This window comes from Halocola ammonii (assembly GCF_049334165.1).
GTDB lineage: Bacteria > Bacteroidota > Bacteroidia > Flavobacteriales_D > Sanyastnellaceae > JBEGHD01.
In genome coordinates, this window is record NZ_JBEGHD010000019.1 from 18778 (window position 1) to 36954 (window position 18177).

The following is an 18177-nucleotide window of genomic DNA, read 5'->3' on the forward strand; positions in this document are numbered from 1 at the left end:
GAAGCACAGAAAAAATACTAATTTTGCCCCATGCAAATTGAAGTAATGAAATCAAAACTGCACCGTGTGACCATCACCGAAGCAGATTTGAATTACATCGGCAGCATCACAATCGATGAAGACTTGATGGACGCTGCCAATTTTATTGAAGGTGAAAAGGTTCAGATCGTCAACATCAACAATGGCGAGCGAATAGAAACCTACATCATCAAGGGTGAACGCGGATCTGGAAACGTTTGCCTCAACGGACCTGCAGCTCGCAAGTGTGCAGTTGGCGATATCGTGATCATTATCAGCTACGCCCACCTCGAGTTTGAGGAAGCAAAAACTTTCAAACCAACCATCGTTTTCCCCGATACGGAAACCAACCGACTCACCTGATCTTGAAGAAACAAGTCAAAAACGTCATTAAGTACGTGGCCTTTTTCTTCATTGGCTTCTTACTACTGTACCTCACCTACCGCGGTGTAGACCTCGGACAGATGTGGTCGGACATCAAAGAAGCTAACTTCTTTTATCTGGGTGTTTCTTTTGTGATGGGCTACCTGGCAATTGTGAGCCGTGGTATTCGCTGGGTCACTTTGATGGAGCCACTTGGCTACAAGCCCAGAACCGGAAACAGCGTGCACGCAGTGGCTTTTGGCTATTTCGCCAATTTGGGAATCCCCAGATCGGGAGAAGTCGTGCGCTGCACTGCGCTCAACCAAAGCGATGGCGTTCCTGTTGACAAACTCGTGGGCACGGTGATCCTCGAAAGGGTGATCGATTCAGTTTTCTTGTTGTCATTCACGCTACTTGCCTTTCTGCTCAACGTGGATGTCTTTCTCAGTTTCATCGATCAGATCATGATTGCCAGAGACGAAGCGGGAACAGAAATTCCCGGAGAGAAAAGCTTTGTTTGGGTTTACATCACCCTTGCCGGGCTCGTCCTGCTGCTGACGCTTTTCATCATTTTGCGAAAGCGCATTTACGCTTCTGGCCTTTACCTTAAGTTCATTGAATTTTTCAACGGAATCAAGGAAGGCTTTCAGTCTATCGGTAAAATGAAGAAAAAAGGCTGGTTCATTTTCCACACTTGCTTCATTTGGTTGATGTACTTCCTGATGGCGTACGTAGCTTTTTACAGCTTTCCTGAAACTTCCAACCTGACACTCTCTGACGGCCTTTTCATCACCGTTGCCGGTGGAATGGGAATGGTGGTTCCCGCTCCGGGAGGAACCGGTTCTTACCACGCGGCCATCACGCTTGCGTTTGTGGCCCTCGGACTTGGCGGAATGCTCGGACCTGGCTACACAGACTTTAAAGCCGCTGAGATGCTCGGAGCTAAATTTGCTGCGCTACTTTGGACTACCCAAACGCTGATGATCGTCCTCACTGGTTTTACCGGTTTTCTGATTCTCACTTTTAGGAATAAGAATAAAGCCAAAACAACTGAGGCATGAGCGCTACCGATGTCATAAAAAACCTCGATGAGCTCAAATCGATTGTTGCAAAATGGAAATCGGCTGGTGAGAAGGTCGTTTTCACCAACGGTGTTTTTGACATTCTTCACCTCGGCCACGTAGATTACCTCACCAAAGCAAAAGCTTTGGGAGATCGACTAATCGTGGCCGTAAACAGCGATGCTTCAACGAAGCGATTGAGCAAGGGTCCTGAGCGACCACTCCAACCTGAAGTTGCCAGGGCCGCTCTAATCGGATCTCTGAAACCTGTGGACGCCACGCTGATTTTTGACGAGGACACACCACTTTCTTTGATCGAGGAATTACTCCCCGATGTGCTCGTGAAAGGAGGAGATTACAACCCACAGGAAACTGACAAGAACAGTAAAAGCTACATTGTGGGAGCAGCCGAAGTCAAATCCAAAGGAGGTACAGTTGAAGCCATTGAGTTCGTGAAAGGCTTCTCCACAACCAGCATAGTAGACAAAATAAAAAAGGCCGGTCAGTGACCAGCCTTTTCTCTTTCGAAGTATCTTCTACTTCAGTTATTTTTCTTCATCCATTGTCCAGTCATCGAGAAACTTTGTTGTGAAGTTTCCGCTTCTGAACTTCTCGTCCTTCATCAGCTTGATGTGGAATGGAATGGTTGTTTTCACACCTTCGATAATGTATTCATCCAAGGCGCGCTGCATTTTTGTAATGGCTTCTTCACGCGTTTGTGCAACGGTGATGAGTTTTGAAATCATAGAATCGTAGAACGGTGGAATCATGTAACCAGCGTAAGCATGCGTGTCTACGCGGATTCCGTGACCTCCCGGTTCGTGATAGTTGATGATTTTTCCCGGACTTGGAGCAAAGTTCTTGTACGGATCTTCCGCATTGATTCGACACTGGATAGCATGCATTTTCGGGTAGTAGTTTTTACCTGAAATCGGCAATCCGGCTGCCAGTTTAATCTGCTCCTTAATCAGGTCGAAGTTGATTACTTCTTCGGTAATCGTGTGCTCAACCTGGATTCGGGTATTCATCTCCATAAAGTAGAAGTTGCGGTGCTTGTCTACCAAAAACTCGATAGTACCAACACCTTCGTACTTCACAGCTTCAGCTGCACGAATGGCCGCCTGGCCCATTTTTTCACGAAGCTCGTCTGTCATAAACGGAGATGGAGTTTCCTCTACCAGCTTCTGGTGTCTTCTCTGAATTGAGCAATCGCGCTCAGACAGGTGACAGGCTTTTCCGTTTACATCTCCGGCAATTTGAATTTCGATGTGGCGCGGCTCCTCAATGAATTTCTCCATGTACATGCCATCGTTTCCAAAGGCAGCACCGGCTTCACGTCTGGTTTTCTCCCAGCCCACTTCGAGCTCTTCTTCGTTTTTGCAAACTTGCATCCCTTTACCTCCACCACCGGCAGTGGCTTTCAGCATCACTGGATACTTCACTTCTTTAGCCACCTTCTTGGCGTCATCGAGGTCTTTCAACAAGCCTTTAGATCCGGGAATGGTTGGCACTCCCGCCTTTTCCATGGTGGCTTTTGCGGCAGACTTATCTCCCATTCCATCGATCATCTCCGGAGAGGCACCGATGAATTTAATTCCGTTTTCGTCACAAACTTTAGAGAACTGAGCGTTCTCAGAGAGAAATCCGTAACCCGGGTGAATGGCATCTGCATTGGTGATCTCCGCTGCTGCAATGATGTTGGGAATCTTGAGGTAAGAATCCGCACTTTTGGCAGGACCAATACAAACGGCTTCATCGGCAAAACGCACGTGAAGGCTGTCGGCATCAGCAGTTGAATAAACAGCTACTGTAGCAATACCCATCTCCTTGCAGGTGCGAATCACACGTAGGGCAATCTCTCCCCTATTGGCGATCAAAATCTTCTTAAACATATGTTCAGATTTGATTTTTTAGTGCAGAAAATACTGCAATTATGATGGATCAACCAGCATAAGTGGTTGGTCGTATTCGATTGGTGAGTGGTCGTCAACAAGGACTTTCACGATTTTACCGCTCACTTCAGATTCAATTTCGTTGAATAGTTTCATTGCTTCCACAATGCAAACAACATCACCTTCTTTCACTGTGTCGCCTACAGAAACGAATTCTGGTTTGTCGGGACTTGGAGAGCGGTAGAAAGTACCGATCATTGGCGATTTAATTTCAACGTACTTTGAAGTATCCTCTCCGCCTTTGTCTTCTTTTTCTTCATTAGCCGCTGGCTGCGGAGCAGGAGCTTGTTGCTGTTGCTGAGGCGCCTGTTGGGGCTGCTGTGGCATCGGCATCTGCTGCTGTGGCATTTGCGGCATTGGCATTGGGATTTGCTGCATCATTTGAGCTTGAGCTTCTTGCTGTTGCTTTGCAGCTTTACCACGCTTGGTAGTCGCACCATCCGACTTAATCGTGATCTTGAAATCTTTTTGTTCGATTTCTACCTCGTTCACTCCAGATTTTGAAACAAACTTGATCAAATCTTGGATTTCTGATAGATTCATGAACGTAGAGTTTTATGGGTTTATAACTAATTATTGGCTAATTTACTTTTTTCCTGAAATGTTCATTTCTTCGGGTCGTAGGCCCATTTCACGTAGACTGCTCCCCACGTGAAACCTCCGCCAAATGCAGAAAGAACAATATTGTCTCCTTTGTGAAGCTTGTCTTCCCATTCCCAGAGACAAAGTGGAATGGTTGCAGAAGTGGTGTTTCCGTAGCGCTGGATATTGATCATTACGCGACTGGAATCGAGACCCATTCTGCGAGCTGTTGCATCGATAATTCGCAAGTTGGCCTGATGTGGAACTAACCACGCAACGTCATCCGAAGTGAGGTTGTTCTTTTCCATTATCTCCGCTGACACTTCGGCCATTTTTACAACTGCAGACTTAAACACCGGCTGGCCTTCCTGATAAACAAAATGCTGCCGATTCTTCACTGTTTCTTCCGAGGCCGGATTCACCGAACCACCTGCCTTTTGGTGTAGGTGAACTCTTCCCGAACCATCGGAGCGAAGGATGGAGTCCATCACTCCCACATTTTCTTCTGTGGGTTCGAGCAAAACCGCTCCGGCTCCGTCTCCAAAAATTACGCACGTGGTGCGATCTGTGTAGTCAACTATTGAGGACATTTTATCAGCCCCTACAACAATAACCTTCTTGTACTTTCCAGTCTCAATAAATTGAGCTCCTGTAGAAAGCGCGTACAAAAAACCGGAGCAAGCCGCACCGAGATCAAAACTCCATGCATTGGTTGCTCCTACTTTATCGCTAATAATATTGGCCGTTGCCGGAAAAGGATGATCTGGAGTGACGGTAGCGCAAATGATCAGGTCTATTTCTGTGGCGTCAATTCCTCTTTTATCAAGAAGTTTTAAAACTGCCTCTTTGGCCATGTCCGAGGTTCCGAGTCCCTTTTCTTTGAGAATGTGGCGCTCTTCAACTCCAGTGCGAGTGCGAATCCACTCATCGGTAGTGTCCACCATTTTTTCGAGATCGAAATTGGTGAGCAGATCATTGGGCACGTAGCCCTGAACCGAGGTGATTGCAGCTTTTATTTGGCTCATGTTGCTTCTAAGCTTAGGTTAAATTAGTTGACACAGCCCGCTAAGATATAGCATATACTTAGAATAGCTATTCGATGAGAAAAATGATTTCCACAGCTAAATAAAAAAGGGAATGATTGTGACATCACTCCCTTCAACTAGCTTAAAATATCTTTATGATTCAGACGGAATTAGAGGTCCATGCCTTCTTTTTCCATCACCACTTTTCCTTTGTAGTAAAGTTTACCTTCAAACCAGTGTGCGCGGTGCAATAGGTGCGGCTGTCCGGTAGTATTGCAGGTACCCAAAGTCGGCTCAGAAGTCTTGTAATGAGTTCTTCTTTTTCTAGTTCTCGTCTTCGATTGTTTTCTCTTGGGATGTGCCATTGAATTATCAATTAATTTTTACCTATTCCTTTTAATTTGTCCCATCTGGGGTCAGTCTTTTCCTCTTCTTCCTCTTCCATCTCATCGAGTTTATCCATCACGTCCTGGTTGCAGTCGTCTTCACTTTCGTGAGTGATTTTTAATGGAATGCCCAGGTGGGCAAATTCATATAAAAACTGCGACAGGTCGACTTCGTGCTCTTTGTGCCCGATGATCAAAATCTCGTCATCATACTCACCAGTTTCTTCGCCAAATTTGACGATAAGTCGGTGCGATGAATCGATTGGCATTTTCATTTCGTCTCCACAGCGATCGCAAACAGTGTTTAGCTCTCCGCTGAGGTCGAAGTAAAAAACCATCATGGACGTTTGTTTGTCCAGTTCGATGTCGGCCACAATTTCCGCATCCTCGAGTTGCGAAAAGGGAAAAGATTCAAAGAACTCTTTGGTCAATTTAAATTGAAAGCTGTGCTTTCCTTGTTTTAGACCCTCAAAGGGAATCCTGTAATCTGTCAAAGGTCCCTCCTGTTATTTTTTAGTTTCCTAAAAAGGAGCGCAAAGATAGATGATTTTACAATAAAACAAAAAGGTGAGCCATTTTTATTCACCACTGAAAAACTACGGCTTAGGATCGCGATTTCGACCGTGGTTTTTCCTGAGGCTCCAGTGGGTTTGCGCTAATTTCTTTATACGTCTGTCTGTTGCGGTAAATATCGCATGCCACAAAGATCGCCTGTCTCATCGAACCTTCAGAAGCCAGATTCTTGCCGGCAATTTCGTAAGCCGTTCCGTGATCGGGCGATGTCCTCACAATTGGGAGTCCTGCTGTGAAATTCACTCCGTCTTCAAAGGCGATTGTTTTGAAAGGAATCAATCCCTGATCGTGGTACATGGCAAGCACGCCATCAAATTTTTTGTAGCTGGCTGTTCCAAAGAAACCATCAGCTCCATAAGGACCGAAGGCATAGATTCCTTCTTCTTTGACTTCGCGAATGGCCGGAGTGATAATCTCTTTTTCTTCTGTGCCCAGCAAGCCGTTGTCACCGGCATGTGGATTAAGGCCGAGCACTGCTATCTTAGGTGAAGGCACGCCAAAGTCTTTGATCAGGCTTTCGTTCATCAGGCGCAATTTTTTCACGATGCCGTCCTTGTCCAAAACCGAAGCCACATCTTTGAGCGGGATGTGTCCGGTAGCCACTCCGACCCTCAGATCTTCAGCAACCAAAAACATGAGACTCTCTTCCACGTTGCTCATTTTTGCTAAAAACTCGGTGTGCCCCGGAAATTCAAAATCTTTGCTCTGAATGTTGTCTTTGTCGATAGGCGCAGTTATGAGCACATCAATTTTGTTCGCTGCCAAATCGGTGACTGCCGCATCGAGAGATTTAAATGAAAAGATCCCGGTTTCCTTCGAAGGTTTACCCAAATCCACTTTCACCTCTTCTTCCCACACATTAATCATGTTGGCCTTTTTGGATCGCGCCTCGTCCGCTTCTTTGACACCGTGAAAGCTAAAATCTTCAATCCCAAGAGCCTTGCGATGAACCTTCGCCACCTCGGAATTTCCGTAGACTATCGGCACAATATCTTCCATCATCCGATTGTCCTGAAAGGTTTTCATGATCACCTCCAGCCCGATTCCGTTAATCTCGCCTACCGTGATTCCAACTCTGATTTTAGATTTATCTTTCTTGCTCATTTCGTTCAGTTTTTAGTCTGATCGAGGGTCTTTTTGTAAATAGCTCTGTTGCAATTTGAAGACTTCACGACTGACTGCGAATTTAGGAATGCTCAGTGAATCTGTAACCAGAGATCCAAATTGTTGCAAACTTTAATGCTGATCGAAAACCTCAGAGAAGTAAAGATTGCCAAACCTGACGAGGGTTCTACCATTGGAGTTTGTATTATTTTGGACAACTTGCTACTGTTCAACTTAGTCAAGTTAAATGCAAAAACAATTGGATAGCCCGCGCAGTTTTAGTTTGACGTCAACTCCTCTAAACGGAGTGATTAAAAGGCTACTGGAAAGAATATATTTGACAAATATTTGTTGGTTTTAGGATGTTAAGCTTTTCTGATTGCCTAACTTAGAAGACCCGATAAAAGATTAGATGCTAAAAAAGTACCACATACTCCTCTTCCTCTTTCTAATGATGAGTTCCGCTTTGTTTGCAACCCACAACAGAGCGGGTGAGATCACCTACAGACACATAGGAGGAAATCTTTTTGAAGTCACCATCACGACCTGCACAAAAAGTTCAGTGTTGGCAGATCGACCCTGGCTTCAAATCAACTGGGGTGACATGCCATCTGGTGCAGAACTCGACAGCATTCGAAGAGATACGATTATTTTCTTGCCAGAGATAGACTCACAAATAAATATTTACACAACCACACACACTTACCCTGGTCCGGGCAATTACTGGCTCACAGTCGAAGATCAAAATAGAAATGGAGGTGTGCTGAATATTCCCGGATCGGTCAACGTGCCTTTCTTTATTCAAACACTTTTGGTAATCCACCCTCAGGCAGGGTTTAACAATTCTGTACAGCTGCTAAATCCTGCAAAGGCTGAAGCTTGCATCCAACAACCCTGGTACTACAACAACGGAGCGTACGATCCCGATGGAGACGAACTCGTGTACAGTCTGGTTGAATGTAGGGGTCTCAATGGCGATCCCATTCCGGGTTATGAGTTCCCTGAAGAGGTCTCCGGGGCAAATGACATTTTCAACATAGATTCTGAAACAGGCGATATCACATGGGACTCGCCACAGATTGCCGGTGAATACAATATTGCGGTTCTCATTGAAGAATATCGCGATGGCATTTTGATGGGCTCCGTGGTTCGCGACATGCAGCTAAACGTTTCGGTCTGCAACAATGAACCGCCAGTTGTGGAAGTGCCGGCAGACACCTGCATTAATGTTGGCGATAATCTCTCATTTACGATTTCAGCGAGCGACCCCGACAACGACCCAATCACGCTTTCGGCTATTGGTGCTCCGCTAACCGAAGTGGTAAACACCGGATCTTTCAATCCAAACAATGGATTCTTTTCGTGGACCCCTGGTTGTGAGGAAATAAGAAATGCTCCCTATCAAATGCTTTTCAAAGCAGAAGACAGCGGCAATCAGGTTCCGCTTACGGGAATTGCCAGTATGAATATCCGTGTGGCAGCACCTGCCGTTGAAAATCCGATTGCCACTGCAGACGGAAATACGATTGCTCTAGAGTGGGATCCGAATCCTTGTATCGATGCTTTCTCTTCTGATGAACAAGAGGACATCTCCTATAAAATTTATCGAAAATTGAATGGCTCCGGTTTTGAGCCAGATCATTGTGAACTTGGAGTTCCAGAATACACTGGTTACCAACTAATCGGAACTGTGGAAGAAGCAGACAACACGAGCTTTATTGACGATGGTGTCTTCTTTGGAGGAAACTACTGCTACATGGTTGTGACCTGCTTTCCCGATGGGGCAGAGAGCTATGCTTCTGAAGAGTTTTGTGCTGAGATCATCAAGGACATTCCGGTGATGACCAACGTGAGCGTGAACAACACCGACAATGAAAACGGTGAGATTTACGTAGCCTGGTCACCTCCTACAGAGATCGATACTATTTCGTTTGCAGCGCCTTATGAATACCGACTTTACTGGGGAACCACCTTTGAAGGTGCGGATGAACTGATCTACTCATCAGGACCCAATGATGTCTACTTCAACGGTGACACGACTTTTGTGCATGGCGGAATTGATACGCAGAGTACCGCTCACGTCTATCGAGTGGAACTTTATTCTGAAGGGGAACTGGTTGAATCTTCTTCCGAAGCTTCTTCGGTGTTTATCAATCTTGTGCCCAACGACAACCAACTGACGATAGAGGTTTCGGACCTCACTCCCTGGATCAACAGCTCTTACGAGTTTTATCGATACAACGATGATTCTGATGAGTTTGAGTTTATCGCTGAAACCAATGAGCCGTTCTACACCGACACAAACCTCAACAACAATCAGGAGTATTGCTACGTGGTTAGAACCATAGGCTCTTACGGTGTTCCTTTTGTGATTGACCCGATTGAAAACTGGTCGCAAGAGCGCTGCGCCATTCCAATAGATCTCACTCCACCCTGCCCTCCTCAAATCACGGTAGATGCTGATTGCGATGCCGAGGCAACTTACCTCTCATGGACCAATCCAAATTTGATTTGTCCTGAAACCGATGACGTGATGGAGTACGCGTTGTACTACAAGCCATTTTTGGACAGCGAATTTCAGCTGCTGGAAACATTCGATTCGGCCAACCAAACCGATTTTGTCTTCAGTCTGGAAAACACCATTGCCGGTTGCTTTGCGGTCACAGCACTCGACTCGCTGATGCCCGGCCCAGATGGAGAGCTTACGCAAAATGAAAGTGAATTCAGCAACATCGTTTGTGCTGATAACTGTCCGGCTTACTTCCTCCCGAATATTTTCACGCCCAACAACGATGGGGCTAACGACTTGTTTGTGCCATTCCCATATCGCTACGTTGAAAGCGTGAACTGCATCATTTACAACCGTTGGGGAAATCCGGTTTTCAAAACGACCAATCCCGATATCAACTGGAATGGCGTCAATCAGGACACTGGAGAAATGTGCACAGACGGAACTTACTATTATGTCGTGAAGGTGAACACAATTCGTCTCGAAGGAATTGTGACGGTGGATGTCACTGGAACTGTTACGATCAAAGGCGCTTCCGACAGCAACAAAAATGTCAATCAGTAAAAAGAATGTTTACAGGAATTGTAGAAGCTCTGGGGAAAGTTGAGAAGCTCAAAAAAGATGGCGGCAACCTGGACATCACGTTGTCTTGCCCTTTCACCGAAGAATTAAAAATTGATCAGAGCGTGGCTCACAACGGGGTTTGTCTCACAGTGGTTTCAATCGATTCGGATCAAACTTACACGGTGACAGCCATTCGCGAAACGCTCAATAAATCAAATCTGGGGGAAGTTAGCACGGGCGATCTGGTAAATCTTGAACGCTGTATGAAGCTTGGCGACAGACTTGACGGGCACATGGTACAAGGACACGTTGACCAAACGGGAACGGTTAAGTCTATCGAAGAGGAAGATGGTAGCTGGCGATTTACAATTAAGTATTCACCTCAACACGCTGGCAATGTCACTGTAGAAAAAGGCTCGGTCACCATTAATGGGACAAGCCTCACAGTGGTCGATTCAAAACCGGATGAGTTCAGTGTGGCGATCATTCCCTACACTTATAATCACACCAATTTTCACAAGCTATCAGTAGGTGACACTGTGAATCTGGAGTTTGATGTGATTGGAAAGTACGTGGCGCGAATGGCCCAAATCAACTTGCAGGAGCAAGCTAGTTAGCGTTTCCTTCTAAGCTCAAAATTTTGACCCAGGTAGACTCTTCTCACTTCGGGATCTTCGGCCAGTTCTTCTGCACTTCCGGAGCGCAAAATATTTCCTTCGAAAAGTAAGTAGGCCCGGTCGGTAATCGACAGTGTTTCCTGCACGTTGTGGTCGGTAATCAGAATTCCGATGTTTCTGTCTTTGAGTTGGGCAACGATCCGCTGAATGTCTTCCACAGCAATGGGATCCACACCCGCGAAAGGCTCGTCCAACAAAATAAACTTTGGGTCTGTGGCCAGAGCTCTGGCGATTTCTGTTCTTCTTCTCTCCCCTCCCGAAAGAAGGTTACCATTGCTTTTGCGGACGTGGTGAAGACTGAATTCGTCAAGCAGCGTTTCGAGCTTTTCCTTCTGTTCCTTTTTGGAAAGACTGGTCATCTCAAGGACTGCTTTAATGTTGTCCTCTACACTGAGCTTTCTAAAAACCGAAGCCTCTTGAGGTAAGTAGCCTATTCCCATCTGAGCCCTTTTGTACATGGCCATATCCGTGATATCCTTATCGTCCAGAAAAACGCGACCTTCGTAGGGTTTCACCAGGCCAACGATCATGTAAAAGGAGGTCGTTTTACCAGCTCCGTTGGGCCCGAGCAAACCGACAATTTCACCCTGCTCCACCTTTACCGAAACGCCTTTAACTACTGTTCGCTTCTTGTATTTCTTAACGATATTTTCGGCTCTCAGCTCCATGTTTCTTAAAAATCAATTTGCAATTTAGCCCGGATTCCGAATCTTACAATGTCATCGTGATCGAGATAACTCAATCTGTAAAGAAAGTCTATCCGCAGTACTTTCAAAATATTCTCCACTCCAACAGCTGCTTCCACAAACGGCTTTGACAGAGTGTAGGTGTTTGCCGGTAGCACCATTTCCTCGAGGTTTTCTTCGTCAAAATCTCCGATAACAGCTCGGGCCGAAACAACCTCTCTCCACTTTAATCTGCGTACAAGAGGAATTTTATTGAGGAACAACCCCTCGAGGTGATAAGTGGCAAAAGCACTGGCGTAGCGATCGCTCACGAACTCAAAGAAGTTCATGGTGTTGAATGCGCTTTCATCGTAGAAGAAAGTCTCGTTCCCCTGGTGAAGTACCAAAAGCGGGAATGGCAGTTTGCCCCAAACTTTTCCAGCTTCCAGCTGAAGCTTTAAGTAGCCCAAAGGACCAAATCGAATTTTGTCGGAAACTGTTCCTCTCAGCTTGTGATATTCATAATCGCTGCCCAGCACATCAGGCATTCCATAAGAATACTGAAATTCTAAAACAGGATATTTAGTCCCCAGGCTCACTCGCTCGAATTCACCGGAAACAAATTTCTCTTTGTAAGCAAAGCGCGTGTAGAGCGACACTTCGGAAGTTGTCAACTGGGGCACATCGGTAATCTCACCTTCAGCATTGTACCTTCGATAAAGAAGAGTTCCCAGCGGTCTCATAATTCTGTGCTGGAAGATTATTTTATTGGAGAGACCGTAAAACCATTCTCTTTCGTAGAACAGTTCATACTCTTCAAGGTTAGTGAGTTTTGTAGCAGGATTTCTCCGAAAAACAGAACTCAACACGTTGCCCTGCTGAAAAGCATTCTGACCTTGCCCGAGCTGCTCCACGTCCTTCCGTGCCTGAACAGAAACTAACTGGCGAGGCTTTTTGGAAAGCATGTACAGGAAACCTCCTCCGTACTTGAATCTTTCGTCTTTCAGACCGTAAGCTCCGTAGGCGTTAATCATCAGTCGGGTACTGAACTTGTTGCTGGTACGGCCTCCGAATCTAAATCGATTTCCTTCGATTGGGTTAAAACTGTACAACGTATAATAAGGCCCGATTTCGAACAACCCGACTTCCTTGTAACCAGTAACAAAAAGCGTGATGAGATCCGCAATAGTTTTAAACTGAGGAACTGTTTTCATGGTGTCTACCATAGCGTAGACCTCCTTCTCACTTTCAGAAAGCTTTTCGTGCCGCTTTTCCTCCCAAAATTCTTCGTCCTTTTCATTCGCATCATCCGCCACTACAACGTCCGTGAGTCCTTTATAAAACTCGGGGTCGCGGGGCTCGTTAATCGTGAAATCGCGGTAGGTTGTGGTCTTGCGACCGTAAAATCCCATTGTCTTTTCAGCGAGGTTGAAATCCACCAGAAGGTGATCCTTCTTCAACATCCACACTTCGTCTTCCACTTCTTCGTACTGCTGACGAACTTTAAAACCATTGATAAAGTTGATGTTGGCATTTTCCGCAATCTGCGCTTCCACGTCTTTTATTGCGTAGGTCGTGTCATTCACCCAAAACTCTCCGGTGAAGACTGGCTCCTGAATTCGCTTGGGCTCAAACTCGATCAGATAGCACCATTTGTCATCGATAAAAGCGGAATCCTGCAAAGTGTATTCATAAAAGGTAAAGGCATAGCTGGAAATGGGACTCACGAAACTCTTGCCAAAAACGATGATATTGTTTTCGTAAATATTGACATTCTGGTACATGTCGCCCAAAAACTGCGAAACGCTGTTGTTTTCAATTCCCGAAACCTTAGTCCCGTGAATCACCTCCTTTTCAGTTTTTGGACTTCTGCGGTAGTAGAAATTGGAGATGGTCTCAGTCATGAAAATAGGCAGGTAGGCCTTTTCTTCGGTCGTGTCGATGTTGTTGAACACAAAGTCGAAGGGCTTGAAGATCTTGCGGTTTTGAAACTCTTCGGTAATGTTGTTCAAATCAAACTCCACTTTATTGTAGAGCTCGTATTCGTAGGCATCGAGTTTCTCGCGGTTGTTAATATCGCGGTTATCAACTATTCGCCTGACGATTCTGTCGGCAGGGTTTTCCTTTTCCGATCCATCTACCACCGCTTCCTGGAGGCTCACACTACCGCTCGATAGCTCGAAGTTGATCACTTGCTCTTTGTCCATTTCAACAGGCAGAGTCTGCGGCTTGTAACCGATAAAAGACGCTATCAGAGAGTCGCTTGCGTAGTAGGTTTCCATTCGGTAATTCCCATCCAGGTCGGTGGTAGTACCAGTTTTGGTACCCTGAAAACGAACATTCACAAAAGGAAGAGGAGCTCCGGATTCTTTGTCTTTGACCACACCAGAGACCACCGTTTTCTGAGCACTCACATCGAGGCAGAAAAGGCTCGTGAAAAGCACAAGCAAAAGGTATATAGGGTAGCGTTTTTCCATTGCTCGCCAGGAGTGTGAATCAGAGTACGAATAAACGGAAGATAAGGATATATTCCGCGGTTTTTAATGACTAAAAATCAACGCAAAAAATTGGAAAGTCTTTTATTCCTGTTCTATTAATCCTCGAGATTAGCATCGCGCTTGCGGTTCACTCTTCGAGAAATCACGATGCTGACCTGGTAGAGCAAAAACACAGGGAAGGCTACCAGCAGCTGACTTGTTAAGTCTGGAGGTGTGATGATGGCCGAGAGCACGAGCACTCCAACCAGCGCATGTCTGCGATACTTGATCAAACCTTCGGGTGTCACCAGTCCGACCTTTGAAAGGAAGTAAATGACCACAGGTAATTGAAAGATGAGGCCGGAAGCAAGTGCGATACTTACGATCAGCTTCATGTATGAATTGAGTCGAATCGTGTTGTCCACTTCGCCCACACCTACCTGGTAATTGCCAAGAAACTGCAGAGAAAGAGGAGAGATAATATAGTAACCAAAAAGTACTCCACCGAAAAAAAGCAGACCTACAAAGAAGTTAATCCCACGAACCGATTTCAACTCGCTCTTACGAAGTCCCGGTTTCACAAAAGCCCAAATCTGGTAAAAAATAAACGGAAACGCCACAACGATACCGCCAACTATAGACACCAGGATGTCGGCAGTAAACTGGCCCATCACTTCGGTGTTGATCAGAATGAAACCGAATTTTTGTGCACAGAGTTTATCACCAAGGCCTATGAGATGCGAAAGATTACACCACATGTCATAGGCAATAAACCCTGGCTTGGACGGACCAAAGATTATGTTTTCGAAGACCCAGCGGCTAAAAATGAAAATAGTGGTAGCCCCCACTGCAATGGCAATAACAATACGCACCAGTCGGAACCGGAATTCTTCCAGGTGATCGAGAAATGTCATTTCCTTTTCGTGCTCTTCGGCCATCTACGCTAGGTGATTTAAGATCGGCATTAATAAATGCCCTCTTTCAAAATATCGTGCAAATGTACAATTCCTGCGTAGGCACCGTCACGTGTCACTATCAACTGAGTGATATTGTTCGATTCCATCATTCGAAATCCGTCAACCACGAGTGTTTCCACATCCACTGATTTCGGGTTTTTCGACATAATGTCTTTGGCTGAAGTAGATTCTAATGGAGTTTTGTTTTGGAGCATTCTTCGGATGTCACCATCGGTGATCACACCTGTTAGTGCGCCACCGGCCGTAACTGCCGTGGCTCCGAGTCTTTTGGTTGATATCTCCACGATCACCTCTTCCACGGTAGAGCTTTCTTCCACTTCTGGCTTATTTTCTTCCTGCAGCAGGTCTCCCATCTGCAGGTAGAGCCTCTTTCCAAGAGCACCTCCGGGATGATAACGTGCAAAATCTCTTTCCGAAAAACCACGGCACTCCATCAGGCTAATCGCTACCGCATCGCCCATAGCTAGCTGAGCCGTTGTGCTTGTGGTTGGCGCGAGATTATTTGGGCAGGCCTCTTTCTCTACCGTGGTGTTGAGCACAAAGTCAGAGTGGCGAGCCAAAAAACCATTGAGATTTCCTGTCATGCCCACAATTTTGTTACCCAGATTTTTCACCAGCGGCACCAACACCTTGATCTCCGGGGAGTTTCCACTTTTGGAAATACACAATACTATATCGTCCTTTTGGACGTTTCCCAAATCGCCATGAATAGCATCTGCGGCATGCATAAAAAGAGCCGGAGTACCGGTTGAATTGAAGGTGGCAACAAGCTTGTTTGCGATGTTGGCACTTTTGCCAATTCCGGTAAAAACAACACGGCCCTTTGAAGCTAGAATGAGGCGGACAATTTTTTCGAATTCACCGTCAATATATTCGATCAATTTCGAAACTGCTTCCGCTTCTAAACGTAGGGTATTCGTAGCAGAATCAGTAATATTGATTTTATTTTCCAAACGTTCTATTTTGATAATGAAAGATGCGAAACACGAGCGCTTTCGCCCTTGGAATATTTGGTTATCTTTAACAGTGCAAAAGTAAAAATTTAGAATGACCACTTTAGAAATGTCGCCAAAAGAGGCGCTAAAGAAATTCTTCGGATTTGATCAGTTCAAAGGCGATCAGCAACCAATCATCGAAAGCGTATTAAACGGCAGCGATACATTTGTGATCATGCCCACCGGTGGAGGAAAATCCCTCTGCTATCAACTTCCGGCTCTTATGAGCGAAGGGACAGCCATTGTTGTTTCCCCACTCATTGCTCTGATGAAAAATCAGGTAGATGCCATTCGGGGGTTTTGCGAAAGCGACTCCGTTGCTCATTTTCTCAATTCATCTTTGAACAAAACCGAAATAACGCGAGTAAAAGCTGATGTAACCAGTGGAGAAACCAAACTGCTCTATGTAGCTCCCGAGTCGCTGACCAAGCAAGAAAACATCGACTTTCTACACAGCGTGAAGATTTCGTTTGTTGCGATAGATGAAGCCCATTGTATTTCAGAATGGGGGCATGACTTCCGGCCGGAGTATCGCAGGCTCAAACCGATTATCAAAAAAATTGCCGATGTTCCGATCATAGCACTCACGGCCACTGCCACTCCGAAAGTGCAGCAAGACATTCAGAAAAACCTGGGAATGACCGATGCCAATGTTTTCAAAGCATCGTTCAACCGACCCAACCTTTTCTACGAGGTGCGCCCCAAGAAAAATGTTGTGCGCCAAATCATCGAATTCATTAAAAAGCGCGAAGGCAAATCGGGAATTATCTATTGTCTGAGCCGAAAGAAAGTTGAGGAGTTGGCAGAAGTGCTTCGAGTAAACGGCCTCAAAGCAATGGCCTACCATGCGGGAATGGACGGTTCACATCGATCTAAAGTTCAGGATCAATTCCTCAAGCAAGACACCGATGTGATCGTGGCTACGATTGCCTTCGGCATGGGAATCGACAAGCCGGACGTTCGTTTTGTGATTCACCACGACATGCCAAAGAGCCTTGAGAGCTACTACCAGGAAACGGGTAGAGCAGGCCGCGATGGCGGAGTAGGTCACTGCCTGGCTTTCTACAGCTACAAGGACATTGAAAAATTAGAGAAATTTCTCCAGGGAAAACCGATTGCAGAACAGGAAGTGGGAATGCAGCTTTTGCAAGAAGTGATGGCCTACGCAGAGACTTCGATGTCGCGAAGAAAGTTTTTGCTCCATTACTTCGGTGAAGAATTTGACGAGGTAAATGGACCTGGGGCTGAGCTTGACGACAATCAACGAAACCCGAAAGAAAAATTTGAAGGGAAAGAATTTGTCGAATTGCTGCTCAAAACAATCAAAGCCTTCAAACAAACTCACAAGTCAAAATTCATTTGTGACGTTCTTGTTGGAAACGAAACCAGCGAGGTAAAAACTTACAAAGGAGATCAGAGTGATCTTTTTGGTGCCGGAAAAGACAAGGATGACAAATTTTGGCAGGCTGTGGTTCGCCAGTGCCTGGTAAACGGACTCATCCGAAAGGAAATTGAAACCTACGGCACACTTAAAATCACAGAAAAGGGAAAAGAGTTTATGGCTAAGCCAACCTCTTTTGAGCTCATAAAAGAAATGGACTACACCGATGTGGACGATGCCGACACTGTGGTGAGCAACAAACATGGAGGTGGCGCAGCTGATCCAGAGCTCTTCAAGCTTCTCATCGATTTGAGAAAGCGTGAGGCCGATGAAAAGGACCTCGCTCCGTGGATTCTCTTCCAGGAGCCGAGCCTCGAAGAAATGGCCACTCAGTATCCGATTAACATCGAGGAGATGACCAACATCAGCGGTGTGGGCGCAGGAAAAGCCAAAAAGTTCGGGGAACCATTCATTGAACTCATCAAAGAATACGTTGAGGAAAATGAAATCGAACGACCGCAAGACATGGTCGTGAAGTCAGTAGTAAATAAATCTGGTCTCAAGGTTCATATCATCCAAAACATCGACCGCAAACTTCCACTGGAGGATATCGCAAGTGCCAAGGGGAAAAAGATGGACGACATCCTCGATGAAATTGAAGCGATCGTGACAAGCGGAACGAAAATCAACATCGACTACTACATCGATGAAATTCTCGATGAAGATTCACTTGAAGAAATTTTCGATTACTTCAAAGAAGCTGAAAATGACAGCATCGAAGAAGCTTTCGAAGAATTTGACGGTGACTTCACGGAAGAGGAACTTCGACTGGTTCGCATAAAATTCCTCAGCGAGGTAGCGAACTAGA

Annotated in this window: 16 protein-coding genes; 6 read left to right on the forward strand and 10 right to left on the reverse strand. The window is 45.6% G+C overall.

Going from position 1 to position 18177, the window contains the following annotated elements; translation table 11 throughout:
• Positions 1-30: 30 nt before the first annotated feature.
• The 3 genes from panD to rfaE2 are packed head-to-tail and all read left to right on the forward strand — an operon-like array spanning position 31 to position 1951.
• Entirely contained in the window at positions 31-381 is a 351-nt protein-coding gene (gene panD, locus ABHV44_RS15400) for an aspartate 1-decarboxylase (protein WP_459075609.1), read from the forward strand.
• A 2-nt stretch (positions 382-383) separates the two neighbouring features.
• Positions 384-1442, forward strand: coding sequence for a lysylphosphatidylglycerol synthase transmembrane domain-containing protein (locus ABHV44_RS15405; protein ID WP_459075610.1), 1059 nt, complete (start codon positions 384-386; stop codon positions 1440-1442).
• The gene (gene rfaE2, locus ABHV44_RS15410; protein ID WP_459075611.1) at positions 1439-1951 is read left to right on the forward strand and encodes a D-glycero-beta-D-manno-heptose 1-phosphate adenylyltransferase; all 513 of its coding nucleotides are present in this window, start codon (positions 1439-1441) and stop codon (positions 1949-1951) included. Before ABHV44_RS15405 ends, rfaE2 begins: the two co-directional genes overlap by 4 nt.
• A 36-nt stretch (positions 1952-1987) precedes the next feature.
• On the opposite strand, the gene accC is transcribed toward rfaE2, so the two are convergent.
• From accC to pdxA, 6 genes are all read right to left on the reverse strand, one after another.
• The gene (accC, locus tag ABHV44_RS15415) at positions 1988-3334 is read right to left on the reverse strand and encodes an acetyl-CoA carboxylase biotin carboxylase subunit (RefSeq protein WP_459075612.1); all 1347 of its coding nucleotides are present in this window, start codon (positions 3332-3334) and stop codon (positions 1988-1990) included.
• Positions 3335-3373: 39 nt separating this feature from the next.
• Positions 3374-3937, reverse strand: a complete 564-nt coding sequence (gene accB, locus ABHV44_RS15420) for an acetyl-CoA carboxylase biotin carboxyl carrier protein (protein ID WP_459075613.1) — start codon at positions 3935-3937, stop codon at positions 3374-3376.
• A gap of 62 nt (positions 3938-3999) precedes the next feature.
• Complete coding sequence (locus ABHV44_RS15425) at positions 4000-5001, reverse strand: beta-ketoacyl-ACP synthase III (protein WP_459075614.1); 1002 nt, start codon at positions 4999-5001, stop codon at positions 4000-4002.
• Between the two features lie 170 nt (positions 5002-5171).
• A complete protein-coding gene (gene rpmF, locus ABHV44_RS15430) occupies positions 5172-5366 on the reverse strand; it encodes a 50S ribosomal protein L32 (RefSeq protein WP_459075615.1) in 195 nt (64 codons plus the stop codon).
• An 11-nt stretch (positions 5367-5377) separates the two neighbouring features.
• Positions 5378-5881 carry a YceD family protein gene (locus tag ABHV44_RS15435; RefSeq protein ID WP_459075616.1) on the reverse strand — a complete coding sequence of 168 codons (504 nt, stop codon included), beginning with the start codon at positions 5879-5881 and terminating at the stop codon, positions 5378-5380.
• A 109-nt stretch (positions 5882-5990) separates the two neighbouring features.
• On the reverse strand, positions 5991-7064 hold the full coding sequence (gene pdxA / locus ABHV44_RS15440; RefSeq protein WP_459075617.1) for a 4-hydroxythreonine-4-phosphate dehydrogenase PdxA: 1074 nt from the start codon (positions 7062-7064) through the stop codon (positions 5991-5993).
• Between the two features lie 412 nt (positions 7065-7476).
• Between pdxA and ABHV44_RS15445 the strand changes: the two genes are divergently transcribed.
• Positions 7477-10137, forward strand: coding sequence for a T9SS type B sorting domain-containing protein (locus ABHV44_RS15445; protein ID WP_459075618.1), 2661 nt, complete (start codon positions 7477-7479; stop codon positions 10135-10137).
• Between the two features lie 5 nt (positions 10138-10142).
• A complete protein-coding gene (locus ABHV44_RS15450; RefSeq protein ID WP_459075619.1) occupies positions 10143-10754 on the forward strand; it encodes a riboflavin synthase in 612 nt (203 codons plus the stop codon).
• On the opposite strand, the gene lptB is transcribed toward ABHV44_RS15450, so the two are convergent.
• The 4 genes from lptB to ABHV44_RS15470 form a co-directional block, all read right to left on the reverse strand.
• Positions 10751-11482 (reverse strand): LPS export ABC transporter ATP-binding protein, encoded by a 732-nt coding sequence (lptB, locus tag ABHV44_RS15455; protein ID WP_459075620.1) that lies wholly within the window; start codon positions 11480-11482, stop codon positions 10751-10753. The genes ABHV44_RS15450 and lptB overlap by 4 nt on opposite strands.
• A gap of 5 nt (positions 11483-11487) precedes the next feature.
• Positions 11488-13956, reverse strand: coding sequence for a DUF5686 and carboxypeptidase-like regulatory domain-containing protein (locus tag ABHV44_RS15460; protein WP_459075621.1), 2469 nt, complete (start codon positions 13954-13956; stop codon positions 11488-11490).
• Between the two features lie 116 nt (positions 13957-14072).
• Complete coding sequence (tatC, locus tag ABHV44_RS15465; RefSeq protein ID WP_459075622.1) at positions 14073-14894, reverse strand: twin-arginine translocase subunit TatC; 822 nt, start codon at positions 14892-14894, stop codon at positions 14073-14075.
• A 26-nt stretch (positions 14895-14920) separates the two neighbouring features.
• A complete protein-coding gene (locus tag ABHV44_RS15470; protein ID WP_459075623.1) occupies positions 14921-15886 on the reverse strand; it encodes a KpsF/GutQ family sugar-phosphate isomerase in 966 nt (321 codons plus the stop codon).
• A gap of 94 nt (positions 15887-15980) precedes the next feature.
• Between ABHV44_RS15470 and recQ the strand changes: the two genes are divergently transcribed.
• Complete coding sequence (gene recQ / locus ABHV44_RS15475; protein ID WP_459075624.1) at positions 15981-18176, forward strand: DNA helicase RecQ; 2196 nt, start codon at positions 15981-15983, stop codon at positions 18174-18176.
• Position 18177: the final 1 nt, after the last annotated feature.